At 71.5% G+C, this 12,469-nt stretch carries 8 protein-coding genes; 3 read left to right on the forward strand and 5 right to left on the reverse strand.

The features are described 5' to 3' along the window. The first annotated feature begins 185 nt into the window (after window positions 1–185). A complete protein-coding gene (locus D1J60_RS05550) occupies window positions 186–1,583 on the forward strand; it encodes an STM4012 family radical SAM protein (protein ID WP_125820361.1) in 1,398 nt (465 codons plus the stop codon). 7 nt (window positions 1,584–1,590) lie between these two features. Here the strand turns inward: D1J60_RS05550 and D1J60_RS05555 are convergent, their stop codons facing one another. The 4 genes from D1J60_RS05555 to D1J60_RS05570 form a co-directional block, all read right to left on the reverse strand. Continuing rightward, window positions 1,591–2,478: a DMT family transporter gene (locus D1J60_RS05555; protein ID WP_125820362.1), complete on the reverse strand. Its 888-nt coding sequence runs from the start codon at window positions 2,476–2,478 to the stop codon at window positions 1,591–1,593. 131 nt (window positions 2,479–2,609) lie between these two features. Next, window positions 2,610–2,966, reverse strand: a complete 357-nt coding sequence (locus D1J60_RS05560; RefSeq protein ID WP_125820363.1) for a zinc ribbon domain-containing protein YjdM — start codon at window positions 2,964–2,966, stop codon at window positions 2,610–2,612. A 78-nt stretch (window positions 2,967–3,044) separates the two neighbouring features. Further along, entirely contained in the window at window positions 3,045–4,490 is a 1,446-nt protein-coding gene (locus tag D1J60_RS05565) for a glyceraldehyde-3-phosphate dehydrogenase (RefSeq protein ID WP_125594894.1), read from the reverse strand. A gap of 125 nt (window positions 4,491–4,615) precedes the next feature. Continuing rightward, the gene (locus tag D1J60_RS05570; RefSeq protein ID WP_125820364.1) at window positions 4,616–5,575 is read right to left on the reverse strand and encodes a LysR family transcriptional regulator; all 960 of its coding nucleotides are present in this window, start codon (window positions 5,573–5,575) and stop codon (window positions 4,616–4,618) included. A gap of 142 nt (window positions 5,576–5,717) precedes the next feature. On the opposite strand from D1J60_RS05570, the gene D1J60_RS37155 reads away from it, so the two are divergent. Then, window positions 5,718–9,221: a M28 family peptidase gene (locus D1J60_RS37155; RefSeq protein ID WP_241253162.1), complete on the forward strand. Its 3,504-nt coding sequence runs from the start codon at window positions 5,718–5,720 to the stop codon at window positions 9,219–9,221. A gap of 60 nt (window positions 9,222–9,281) precedes the next feature. Here the strand turns inward: D1J60_RS37155 and D1J60_RS05585 are convergent, their stop codons facing one another. Continuing rightward, a complete protein-coding gene (locus D1J60_RS05585; protein ID WP_125820365.1) occupies window positions 9,282–11,531 on the reverse strand; it encodes a hypothetical protein in 2,250 nt (749 codons plus the stop codon). 291 nt (window positions 11,532–11,822) lie between these two features. On the opposite strand from D1J60_RS05585, the gene D1J60_RS05590 reads away from it, so the two are divergent. Then, entirely contained in the window at window positions 11,823–12,281 is a 459-nt protein-coding gene (locus D1J60_RS05590; RefSeq protein ID WP_125820366.1) for a GNAT family N-acetyltransferase, read from the forward strand. The last annotated feature ends 188 nt before the right edge of the window (window positions 12,282–12,469 follow it).

The raw sequence follows: 12,469 nt of genomic DNA on the forward strand, positions 1-12,469 counted from the left end.
GGCCACGGATACACCGCCCCCGGGGCGGAATCCCACCTTCCGCAAAAAGTACATATGAAGCTCTACACGCCGAAAGGCGGTTCATGGGAATTGCACTGCTGAAAACGGCCCCGGGGCGAACCTAAGGTGACGCCTGGTCACGAAGAGTGACGCCCTCTTTTGCCGAGAGAGAGTCGATTCCCCTGATGAACGCGCCTGTTCTGCTGCCGAGCCCGTCGTTCCCGGTCCCCTCCGCCGACACCGATCCGGAAACCCCCTACGAGCAGTACGTGTACGCCTACCCGCACCAGAAGGCGTACCGCCTCCTGGAGGACGGTCCGCTGCTCAGCGACCTGTGGTCGAGGGAGCGCCTCGACGCGCTCTCCCTCTACGCGCACATCCCCTTCTGCGAGATGCGCTGCGGCTTCTGCAACCTCTTCACCCGCACCGGCGCCCCCGAGGAGGTCACCGGCGCCTTCCTCGCCACCCTGGAGCGGCAGGCGCGCGTCACCCGCGAGGCGCTGGAGGCCAAGGGCGAGCCGATCCGCTTCACCCTCGCCGCGTTCGGCGGCGGCACCCCGACCTACCTGACCGCCGAGGAGCTCACCCGCCTCTGCGACATCAGCGAGAACATCATGGGAGCCGACCTCAAGGCCGCCTCCTGGTCGGTGGAGACCTCCCCCGCGACCGCGACCGCCGACCGGATCGCCGTACTCGCCGAGCGCGGCGCGACCCGGCTGAGCATCGGCGTCCAGAGCTTCCTCGACGAGGAGGCGCGCGCCGCGGTGCGGCCGCAGAAGCGCGCGGAGGTCGAGGCCTCGCTCGCCCGCCTCAAGGAGGCCGGGTTCCCGATCCTCAACATCGACCTCATCTACGGGATCGACGGCCAGACCGAGCGCACCTTCCGGGTCTCCCTGGACGCCGCCCTCGCCTGGGAGCCGGAGGAGATCTACCTCTACCCGCTGTACGTGCGCCCGCTGACCGGTCTGAGCACCCGCCACGCCAAGACGCTCCAGGACTGGAACGACCAGCGGCTGCGGCTCTACCGCTACGGCCGCGACCACCTCCTGTCCGCGGGCTACGAGCAGACCTCCATGCGGGTCTTCCGGCGGACCGGCACCGCCGCCGTGGAGGACACCGACGGCAGCGGCATCAGCGAGTACAACCAGCAGGCCGGCATGGTCGGGCTGGGCGTCGGCGCCCGCTCGTTCACCACCGACCTGCACTACACCACCGACTACGCCGTCGCGGTGCCCGAGGTGCGGCGGATCATCGACGACTACGTCGCCACCCCGACCGAACGGTTCCGGCGCGCCCAGTGGGCGTTCCGCATGGACGACGCCGAGCGCCGCCGGATGTACGTGCTCCAGCACCTGCTGGAGTCCACGGGCATGCGCGCCGACGCCTACCGGCAGCGGTTCACCACGCGCTTCGAGGACGACTTCGGGCCCCAGCTCGACTTCCTGCTGAAGCGGAACTGGCTGCGGGAGAGCGGCGGCACGCTGGGACTGACCCCGGACGGCATGGCCTGGGCCGACGCGATAGGCCCGATGTTCTTCTCCGACCGCGTCCGCGCGGACATGACCGCCTACCAGGACCGGTAGACGGCCGCTACGGCCGGATGCGGCGCCGCTCCGGGACGGATACGAGGACCAGCCCGAACAGCATCAGCGCCGCTCCGGCCGCCGCCGTCGGACCGGGCCGCTCGCCCAGCACCGCGACCCCGAGCACCGCCGCCACCAGTGGCTCGGTCAGGCTCAGCGTCCCCGTCGTGGCGGCGCTGAGCCGGCCGACGCCGCGCGTGAACAGCAGGTAGCCGAGCGCGGTCGTGCCGAGGCCCAGCCAGCCGATCAGCGCGAGCGCCCGGCCCGTGGCCAGCCCCTCGGGGGCCACCAGCAGGAACGGCGAGACCAGCAGCCCCGCGCACAGCACGCTCACCGGGGCCGCCGCGGCGAGGTCCGCGCCGTGGGCGGCCAGCTGCTTCGACGCGGCGATGTACACGCCGAAGCTCGCCCCGGACACCACCGCGAAGACCAGCCCGAGCAGGTCGGCCCGGGCCCCGCTGCCGGGCAGCAGCAACAGGGCGATGCCGGCCACGGCGCAGCCCGTCCCCCACAGCCAGCGGCGGGTGAGCCGCTCCCCGGCGAGCCACCGGGCGCTCAGCCCGCCCACCACGGGCACGGTCCCGAAGGCGACGGCCGTCGCCAGGGCCGCTCCGCCGCGCTGCACCGCCTGGAGGAAGCAGACCTGGAAGGCGGCCGTCACCAGCACGCTCAGGACGAGCCACCGGCCCGCTCCGGGCTTGCCCAGGGTGCGCAGCCCCGCCGGGCGGACCGTCAGCAGGCTGAGCACGAGCCCGCCGAGCAGCATCCGGCAGGCCCCGAGCGACACCGGGTGCACGCCGGTGTCCGCCCACAGCTGGGCGGGCCCCACCGTCCCCCACAGCACCGCCGCCGCCAGTACGGACGCCACCGCTCCCACGGCTTCCCCTTTCGCCACTTACGGAACGTGGCGAACGTATCCGGCGGGAGCCCCCGGACCCACTGGGGAAAACCATGGGATTCCGGCCGTCCGCGGGGCCCGGTCCGTGGCTTCGCACAAAGGCGCCGCCCGCGCGGGACAGCGGGAGATCAGCCCTTCCGCACCACGCTCGACTTCAGCTGCATGGCGCCGAAGCCGTCGATCTTGCAGTCGATGTCGTGGCCGTCGACTCCGTCGACGAGGCGGATGTTGCGGACCTTGGTGCCCGCCTTGATCCCGGTCGGGTGGCCCTTGACCTTCAGGCCCTTCACCACGGTGACGGTGTCCCCGTCGGCGAGCACGTTGCCGACCGAGTCCTTGACCACCCGCTCCTGGGGGGCGTCGCCGTCCTCGCCGGCCGCGGGAGGCCATTCGTGCCCGCATTCGGGGCAGACCAGCAGGGCGCCCATCTCGTACGCGTACGGGCCGGAGCATTCGGGACAGGGGGGAAGCACGTTCTCGGTCACCGCGGCAGTCTAGGCAGGAAACGCGCGGTGCCCCGCCGACGGCTGTCGGCGGGGCACCGGGTCGGGCGATGCGCGGGATCAGACCTGCGGGACCGGGTAGGTCGGGTACTCCACCCCGGAGACGTGCTGGACGACGCGGATCACCTGGCACGAGTAGCCGAACTCGTTGTCGTACCAGAGGTAGAGGATCGCGTTGTCGCCGTCGACCTTGGTGGCGCCGGCGTCGACGATGGAGGCGTGGCGCGAGCCCACGAAGTCCATGGAGACGGCGTCGGGCGCGGTGGTGAAGTCGATCTGGCGCTTGAGCGGCGAGTGCAGCGACACGCCGCGCAGGTACTCCAGGACCTCTTCGCGGGTCGTCTCGCGGCCCAGGCGCAGGCTCAGGATGGCGATCGAGACGTCCGGGACGGGGACGCGGATCGAGCTGCCGGTGATCGGGGCCTTGAGGTCGGGCAGCGCCTTGGCGACGGCGGAGGCGGCGCCGGTCTCGGTGATGACCATGTTGAGCGGCGCGGAGCGGCCGCGGCGGTCGGCCTTGTGGTAGTTGTCCAGCAGGTTCTGGTCGTTCGTGAACGAGTGGACGGTCTCCACGTGGCCGCGGAGCACACCGTACTCGTCGTCCATCGCCTTCAGCGGCGGGACGATCGCGTTGGTGGTGCAGGAGGCGCAGGACAGGACGCGCTCGTCCGGCTTGATGGTGTCGTGGTTGACGCCGTGGACGATGTTCGGGACGTCGCCCTTGCCGGGGGCCGTCAGGACGACCTTGTCGATGCCCGGGCGCAGGTGCTTGGAGAGGCCCTCGCGGTCGCGCCACTTGCCCGTGTTGTCGATGAGGATGGCGTCGTTGATGCCGTACTCGGTGTAGTCGATCTCGGACGGGTCGTTCGCGTAGATCACCTTGATGGTGTTGCCGTTCGCGACGATCGTGCCCGCGGCCTCGTCCACCGTGATGGTGCCCTGGAACTGGCCGTGGATGGAGTCGCGGCGCAGCAGCGAGGCGCGCTTGACGAGGTCGGCGTCACCGCCGCCGCGCACGACGATGGCGCGCAGGCGCAGGCCGTTGCCGGAGCCGGCCTTCTCGATGAGCAGGCGGGCGACGAGGCGGCCGATGCGGCCGAAGCCGTAGAGGACGACGTCGCGTCCCTCGCGGCGCTCGATCTTGTTCTCGCCGGTGGCGCCGACGACGGCCTCGGCGGTGAAGGCCTCGACCGACAGACCGCGGTCGTCGGTCTTGTAGGTGGCGGCGAGCATGCCGATGTCGATCTGGGACGGGCCCAGGTCGAGGGCGGTGAGGGCCTGGAGGAACGGCATCGTCTCGGTGACCGACAGCTCCTCGCCGTCGATCTGCCGGGCGAAGCGGTGGGCCTTGAGAATGCTCACGACCGACTTGTTCACCAGGGAGCGGCTGTGGAGCAGGATCGTGACGTCCCGTTCCCGGTGCAGCTTCCCGATGAGGGGGATCATCGACTCCGCGATCTCCTCGCGGGTCTTCCAGTTGGCGAACGAGTCCTCGTTGACAGTCACAGACGTTATCTTTCGAGCTAGGCGGCGCTCATATGCTAACCCGCCGCCGGATCGTTCCTTCAAGGGGGACCGCCTGAGCGTCGCCGGCGCCGGCCGCACCGGGCCTGAGCTGCGGCCTCCTCGTTTCAGTCGAGCACCGGCCGGGCCTCCGGGTGGGCGTCCCACCACTTCCGGTGGAAGTCGTTGTTGTCCACGTTCGCCAGGTACGCGGCGACCGCCGCGCGGAAGAGCAGCTCGGCCTGCCGCGCCGGGACCGCCGAGCGGTTCCAGGCGAGGCGGATGCGGCCGGTGACCGGCGTGCCGGCCAGGGGGCGCATCACGGTCCCGGCGACGGGCGGGGCCGTGGGCTGGCAGAGGGCGATGGCGCGGCCCGCGGCGATCAGGTCGTGCCGCATCTGGCGGTCGGTGATCCGGTGGCGCAGCGAGGGGGTGAAGCCCGCCTTCGCGCAGGCCTCGACCAGGGCCTCGGGGCCTCCGTCGTCGTCCTCCACAAGGGTCATCCACTGCTCTCCCGCCAGCTCGGCCAGGTCGAGGGTCGCGCGTCCCGCGAGGCGGTGCCCCGAGGACATCCGGATGCAGAACGGCTCCTGGGGCACCACCGTGCGGGCGGTGACCCCCCGGGGCAGCGGAACCTCGTAGTCGTTCACCTCGCCGTACACGATCACGTCGTACTGGCCGGCGCCGAGCATCCGCACCAGGGCCGTGACGGAGTCCTCCAGGTCCACGGTGACCTCCCGCCCGGACAGGGCCTGGTCGGTCCGGGCGAGCAGGCCGTCCAGGAGCACCAGCAGGATGCAGCCGAGCCTGAGCGGGGCGTCGGCCGCCAGCGCGCGGGCCTCGGCGCCCAGGGCGGCCATCTCGCCCAGCACCCGGCGCGCCCTGGCCAGCACGAAGTGGCCGAGGGCGGTGGGCTCCACGCCGTGGCGGCCCCGGGCGAAGAGCTCCCCGCCGGTGACCGCCTCGATCCGGCGCAGCTGGGCGGAGAGCGCCGGCTGCGAGATCCCCAGCCGCCTGGCCGCCTCCCCCAGACTGCCCGCTTCCGCGATCCGGCAGACGGCTTGCAGATGCCTCAACTCCAGCTGCATCCGGGCAGCTTACGAAGCGGCACGGCAGCGCACCATAACCCGCGCCTTATGCCCGCAGGGATGTCCCAATCTCGCCATGTCCACGCCCATACTCGGCGACGCGTACCGCCACCCACCCCCCACACACGATCGGAGTGGACTCGTGCAGCCCACCAGATGGACGGCGTCCGTGGCAGCCCTCGCGCTGACCGCGAGCCTCGCCGGCGCGCTGGCCGGCACCGCGTCGGCCGCGCAGCCGGATCCCGTACCACCCCGTCAGTCCAAGGCCGAGCGGGCCGTGGCCGCCGCGGACGCGGCCGTCCGCAGCGGCCTCGACACCCTGGTCAACTCCCCCCGCCAGCAGTACGAACGGCGCCTGGTCACCCCCTGGGTTAAGGACCTGTACTCCGTCGCGTACGAGCGCAGCTACCGGGGCCTGCCGGTCGTCGGCGGCGACGCGGTCGTCCTCGCGGACGGCGAGGGCCGGGTCCGCGCCCTCCAGTCGGCCTCCTCGACCGTGATCGACGTGGCGACCACCCCGGACGTCGACGCGAAGGCGGCCGAGGCCTCCTCGCGGCGCGAGCTGGAGAAGGTGGACAAGGTCGAGAGCAGCCGGCTCGTGGTCCGGCTCAAGGACGACAAGCCCGTACTGGCCTGGGAGACCGTGCTCACCGGCCGCACCCGCACGGCGCCCAGCCGGCTGCACGTCTTCGTGGACGCCCGCACCGGGAAGGTCGTCGACCGCTACGACGAGGTCGTGGCCGGCACCGGCAACAGCAAGTGGAACGGCCCCAACCCGCTGACGATCGACACCACCGCCTCCGGTGGCACGTACTCCCTGCGCGACCCGAACCGCCCGGGTCTGAGCTGCGCGGACTACAGCACCGGAACCGTCTTCAGCAAGTCCTCCGACTCCTGGGGCACCGGCAACCCGACCTCCAAGGAGACCGGGTGCACGGACCTGATGTTCGCCGCGCAGAAGCAGTGGGACATGCTCTCCCAGTGGCTCGGCCGCAACGGCGTCAGCGGCAACGGGCGCAGCTTCCCGGGCAAGGTCGGCCTGAGCGACCTCAACGCCTACTGGGACGGCAGCTCGGTCACCATCGGCCGCAACAGCGCCAACGAGTGGATCGCGGGCGTGGACGTGGTGGCCCACGAGTACGGGCACGCCATCGACTCCAACACCCCCGGCGGCACCAGCGGCCAGGAGGCCGGCCTGGGCGAGGCGACCGGCGACATCTTCGGCGCGCTGACCGAGGCGTACATCAACGAACCGGCCCCGTACGACACCCCCGACTACACGGTCGGCGAGGTCATCAACCTCCAGGGCCGCGGCCCGATCCGCAACATGTACGACCCGCCGGCGGTCAACAACGACCCGGCCTGCTACAGCTCCGCGATCCCCGGCACCGAGGTGCACAAGGCCGCCGGGCCGCTCAACCACTGGTTCTACCTGCTGGCCGAGGGCACCAGCCCGGGCGGCGGCAAGCCCAACAGCAGCACCTGCAACCAGACCACGCTGACCGGTGTCGGCGTACAGAACGCCGGCAAGATCTTCTACGGCGGCATGCTCCTCAAGACCAGCAGCATGTCGTACAAGAAGTACCGGACGGCCACGCTCGGCTCGGCCAAGTCCCTCGACGCCACCTGCAACCTGTTCAACCGCACCAAGGCCGCCTGGGACGCCATCAGCGTGCCCGCCCAGAGCGGTGACCCGACCTGCACCCCGAGCGGCCAGAACGACTTCTCGCTCTCCCTGAACCCGGCGTCCGGCACCGTCCAGCAGGGCGGCTCCGTCACCACCACCGTGGCCACCAGCACCACCAGCGGGTCCGCCCAGCAGGTGACGCTCACCGCGACGGGCCTGCCCGCCGGGGTCACCGCCTCCTTCAACCCGGCCACCGTGCAGTCCGGGCAGTCCTCGACGCTGACCCTCTCCGCCTCCTCCAACGCGGCGCCGGGGGCCTCCACCGTCACCGTCAAGGGCCAGGGCGCGTCCCTCGCGCACACCGTCGACTACGCCCTCACCGTGGGCGGCACCCAGCCCGACCCGACCGCGCCCGACATCAGCGTCGCCAACGTCCAGGCACACCTGGCCCAGCTCGGCACGATCGCCTCGCAGAACGGCGGCAACCGCCGGGCCGGCAGCGCCGGGTACACCCAGTCCCTCGCGTACGTGAAGGGCAAGCTCCAGGCCGCCGGCTACACCGTCACCGAGCAGGCCTGCACCTCCTGCACCTACCCGTCCAACAACCTGATCGCCGACTGGCCGGGCGGGCCCGCCGACAAGACCGTGATGTTCGGCGCCCACCTCGACGGCGTCTCGGCCGGACCGGGCATCAACGACAACGGCTCGGGCTCGGCGACCCTGCTGGAGAACGCCCTCGTCCTGGCGCAGAAGAACCCGACGATGACCCAGCACGTGCGGTTCGCCTGGTGGACCGACGAGGAGCAGGGCCTCAACGGCTCGAAGTTCTACGTCAACCAGCTCGGCAGCGCCCAGCGGGCGGCCATCAAGGGCTACTACAACTTCGACATGGTCGGCTCGCCCAACGGCGGCTACTTCATCAACAACGTCAACTCCACCACCGCCGCCCCGCTGAAGGCGTACTGGACCTCCCTGAACCTCGCCCCCGAGGAGAACACCGAGGGCCAGGGCCGCAGTGACGACTACTCCTTCCAGCAGGCCGGCATCCCCACCTCCGGCTACGCCGCCGGCGCCAGCGCCCGCAAGACCTCCGCGCAGGCCGCGAAGTGGGGCGGCACCGCGAACGCGGCGTACGACTCCTGCTACCACAGCGCCTGCGACACCCCGTCCAACATCAGCGCCACCGTCCTCGACCGCAGCGCCGACGGCGTCGCGTACGCCATCTGGAACACGGCCGTCGGCGGCGGCACCCCCGCCTCCGACTTCTCCATCGCCACCAGCCCGGCCGCCGGCTCCGCCAACCCCGGCGGCTCCGTCACCTCGACCGTGAACACCGCCACCGTCAGCGGCAGCGCGCAGACCGTCGCCCTGTCCGTGACCGGCGCCCCCTCCGGCGTGACCGCGACCGTCAGCCCGGCCTCGGTCCAGTCCGGCCAGTCCGCCACCCTCTCGGTGCAGGTCGCCGCGGGCACCCCGGCCGGCACCCACACCCTGACCGTCACCGGCACCGGTTCCGTCACCCACAGCACCACGTACACGCTGACCGTCGGCGGGGGCGGCGGCAGCTGCACCCCGGCCCAGGTCGTCGTCAACGGCGGCTTCGAGAGCGGCTCCGCCCCCTGGTCCACGACCTCCGGGGTGATCACCAACCAGTCCGGCCAGCTCCCGCACGGCGGCTCGTACATGGCCTGGCTGAACGGCTGGGGCAGCTCCCGCACGGACAGCGCCTCACAGTCCCTGACCCTCCCCGCCGGCTGCGCCTCCGGCCGGCTCTCCTTCTACCTGCACATCGACACCGACGAGAACGAGAGCGTCGCCTACGACACCTTCACGGTCTCGGTGGGCGGCCAGACCCTGGCGACCCTGTCCAACCTGGACGCGGGCTCCGGCTACACCCTGAAGAGCTACGACGTCTCCCAGTTCGCCGGGCAGACCGTCGTCCTGCAGTTCAAGGGGGTGGAGGACCAGTCCCTCCAGACCTCCTTCGTGGTGGACGACGTGACCCTCCAGACGAGCTGACCCGACGGCACCACCCCAGGAGCCCGGCCGGCGCCACCGGCCGGGCTCCGCCGCGTGCGCTCAGCCGTCCTGCGCCATCACCTCGACGAGCTCCGGCAGTTCCCGCAGCAGGGCCACGGTCTGGTTCAGCAGGCGTACGGCGGCGTCGGCCCGTCCGCGCCCGATCGGCGCCGGGGCGGAGGGATCACCGGCCCGCTCCTTCAGCTCGGTGAGCAGCCCGCGGACCTCGACGGCTCCCGCGTTGACCTCGCGGATCCGGCCCTCGACGCGGAGCAGGAGGTCGGGGACGGGGAGCGGTGGGCCGGCGGGACCGCCCCCGGTCGTCCCGGCCGTCCCGGCCGCCGGGGGCCGGGCCGCGGGCACGGCGGCCCGGACCGGCACCGCAGCGGCGGGTTCCACCCGGTCCGCGCCGGCCTCGGGGTCGGTGCGCCCGGTCGCGGTCTCCGCCCCCGCCGGTTCCGGTTCCGGCGCCGGCGCCGGCGCCGAGGTTGGGCCGGCGGGGGCGGGGGTCGGGGCCGGGGCGGCCGAAGCGGTGGCCGGCTTGCGCGGTCGCGTACCGGTCTCCTTGGGGAACACCTCGTCCAGCCACAGCGGGGTCATCGGCCTGCCGGGCATCTGCATCCCGGACCCGCTGACGCGCAACGGCTGCCGGTCTCCGTCCTCCATCGCCGCGACGAGGGACTTCAGCAGGCCGACCGCACCCTTCCGGTTGTGCCGCAGCGCCTGGAGGACGTTGGGGACGCCCCGCCGGGCCCTTCGTACGCGTTCACCCGAATCTCCGAGGACCTCCTGACCGTCCAGGGATCCCCGGTCCGCCTCGACGATGCCGAACGAAGCCAGCCAGTGCGCGGCACGGTAGGCGACGAGCTCCTCGAACGCCTGGTCGTCGCCGTCCGCCGAGGACAGCAGGTCGCGCAGGGAACGCCCGGACAGGACGATCCCCTCACGGACCTTGCTGGTGAAGATCTGCCCGATGCGCGGGTTCCACGGCTGCGGGTAGCTCAGTGACGTCAGGGCGGACCAGGCGCGGGCCCGCTGGTTGATCTCGTCGGCCTTCAGCTGGGACGGGGGCCCCTCACTGAGCGCGCGGCGCAGCAGGTGCCGCTTGTGGGGGTCGACCGGGAACAGCTCCTGCAGGAGGGCCATGGAGCGCAGGTCGCGCAGGTCGGCGACCGACATCTCCGGGGTGGCGTCCGGGTGCTCCCGGACCGGCGCGAACCCGGACAGCACTTCGGCGGTCTTCTCGTCCATGAGCCCGCGCGCCACGTACATGCCCAGCACACTGCGCCCCAGCGCCCGTGAGCGGTCGATCGGATCGAACTCCAGAGGGGGGTGGACGTGGTCGCGACGGTTGCTCATCTGCACGATGCGGTACAGGCGCTTCGGCGTCGGAGTGCCGACGACGAGGTGGGCGTCCACCACCGCGATGGCTTCGGCGCGTCGCGCCCTGGGGGCGTCCTTGGGGTCCAGGCCCTCCGTCGACTCCGCGAACTCCCTGTTCAGCAGGGTGGAGAACTCGGACAGCCATTGGTTGGGGTCCCAGACGATCTCGTCGCCGGGCCGCCCCAGCTTCTCCGCCGGGACACCGGCGAGCACCTCACCCGAGGTCAAACGGAAAATCGACTGACGCTTTTGCGTTCGATTGTTTCCGCGTACGGCCATCCAGCCCCAGAAGGCCTCCGGGTGGAGCGGTTCGCCCTTCGCGTCGCGTTCCGGCGGCTCCACGAGCCGCACCTGCTGCGGAACGTACATCCCTGGTTCCTGCTGACCATTGAGGACGAGGTCCTCCTCCAGGTCGTACGGCCTGACCTTGTCCCGCTTCGAGAGCGCGTCAGCCGCGTCCTCGGCGTCCATCAGCAGCGCCTGACGGTTCTGCGCGGTGCTCTGCAGGGCCGCCAGGAACCGTTCGGTTCCCTGGTCGTCGACCTGGCTCCAGGGCTGCACGGAGGACAGGATCCTCTCCGTTCCCCGCCCCACCGTCGGGTCAGCGATTGAGCGCCAGATCGAGCTGATGCGCTCGTTGTGACTCCACTGCACCCCGCCCGCACCGTGCATGCGGACCACCGCCACCACCATGTCGCCCGCGTCGGTGCGCAGGCGCCGCACCGACCCGCCCTTGAGCCTGCGGACACCAGCGGCATCCGGCTCGCCGACGGCCGCCTCCGGGTCCACGATGAACGGCGCCACGTTCTCCAGTGCGGCACGCGGGACGTTGACGCCGTCGGTCGCCAGGACGGCCTCGATCCACGCGGCCTGCCTCTCGGGGGAGGGCGGTAACGGAAAAGGGGCCTGAGCGTTCACGTCTGTCATGGCCGCCACGATGGCATACCCGGCATCACCCGGAAGGCCCAAAGCGAACATCCCGCCCCGAGGGGGTTAAAGGCAGAACGGGCGGTCGAATCGCACGCTTCTCGGAAACAACCTCGCCCCGTAATCGCGAATGATTCACCCTCTCGGGCGATTGACAGATACGCCAGCGTCCAGCCATCAACCCGCCGCCGTGTCGAAAACCGCGGCGGCACCGGCACCGCTGTGGACAGGTGTGGCGACGGAGGCGGGTTGCTACGTTGCATCGGTCCGTCGATCAAGGAGTTGCCGCACATGTCCGACATCAAGGTCCGCGCCGTCACGCCCGGGGACTTCGCCCAGTGGCGTGCCCTGTACCGGGGCTACGCCGACTTCTACCAGGTGGAGCAGACCGAGGAGGCGGCCGCCACCGTATGGGCGTGGGTGAACGACCCCGGGCACGAGGTCGGCGCCCTGGTGGCCGAGGACGCCGGGGGACGACTGCTGGGGCTGGCGCACTACCGCCCCTTCGCCCGGCCGCTGTCCGCGACCGTCGGCTGCTTCCTGGACGACCTGTTCGTGGCCCCCGAGCACCGCGGGTCCGGCGCCGCCGACCTGCTGCTCGAAGCCCTGCGCGAGCTCGCCGCCGCGCGCGGCTGGAGCGTCGTGCGGTGGATCACCGCCGACGACAACCACCGGGCGCGCTCCAAGTACGACCAGGTGGCCACCCGGACCATGTGGGTCACCTACGACATGACACCGGGCCGCCGCTGATCACGCCGCCCGCGCCCGCGTCGGACCCGACGCCCCATCAGGTCATCCGTCCCGGACTCTTGACTCCTTTCGAGCCAGTCGGGATTCTCGTCCCACCTTTGTGCGGGGCATGACAATTCATGCCCGGATCCGATCGCGCCGCATCCGACGACCGAGACATGAGTGATGACCTTGACCCCTCACCCGCC

Origin of the sequence: Streptomyces sp. W1SF4 (genome assembly GCF_003950035.1) — a bacterium.
GTDB lineage: Bacteria > Actinomycetota > Actinomycetes > Streptomycetales > Streptomycetaceae > Streptomyces > Streptomyces racemochromogenes.

What these genes read in the sequence shown, in the direction of transcription:
- D1J60_RS05570 (WP_125820364.1), bottom strand. Translation starts at nt 5,575, where the DNA reads ATGCAGCTGGAGTTGAGGCATCTGCAAGCCGTCTGCCGGATCGCGGAA.
- D1J60_RS05585 (WP_125820365.1), bottom strand. Translation starts at nt 11,531, where the DNA reads ATGACAGACGTGAACGCTCAGGCCCCTTTTCCGTTACCGCCCTCCCCC.
- D1J60_RS05550 (WP_125820361.1), top strand. Translation starts at nt 186, where the DNA reads ATGAACGCGCCTGTTCTGCTGCCGAGCCCGTCGTTCCCGGTCCCCTCC.
- D1J60_RS05590 (WP_125820366.1), top strand. Translation starts at nt 11,823, where the DNA reads ATGTCCGACATCAAGGTCCGCGCCGTCACGCCCGGGGACTTCGCCCAG.